1 protein-coding gene is annotated in these 428 nt (G+C 45.6%); it reads left to right on the top strand.

Going from position 1 to position 428, the window contains the following annotated elements:
• Positions 1 to 428 (top strand): transposase (locus AB4274_RS21745; RefSeq protein ID WP_372113213.1); only part of this gene is annotated, 428 nt, incomplete at both ends.

Here is a 428-nt window from a genome sequence, read left to right as displayed (position 1 = left end):
CTACTTTCTGAGTTCGGGTTGATCATTCCCGTTGGTCGCTCTTCATTGATGAAACACGTTCCCTTAATGCTTGAAGATGCAGAAAATGAACTGCCACATCTCGCAAGAACGGTGATTGCCGATGCTTATCACCACCTTGGAGAGTTGAATCAACGTATCGCCGATACTGAACAAGTCTTCGACTCTTTTGCTAAGGTCAGCGCTAATGTTCAACGAGTGATGAAGGTTCGTGGCATTGGACCGCAAACCGCTACTGCGATACTTGCTTCGATAGGCAATGGTTCTCAATTTGATAAAAGCCGTGATTTCTCTGCTTGGCTAGGACTCGTACCAAAGCAATATTCCACAGGAGGAAAACCTCGCTTAGGCCGAATAACCAAACACGGTGATAAATACTTACGAACACTATTAGTTCATGGCGCAAGGAC

The sequence above is a fragment of the Vibrio sp. 10N.261.55.A10 genome (assembly GCF_041470825.1).
GTDB lineage: Bacteria > Pseudomonadota > Gammaproteobacteria > Enterobacterales > Vibrionaceae > Vibrio > Vibrio crassostreae_C.
This window is presented reverse-complemented; position numbering and strand designations above follow the sequence as displayed.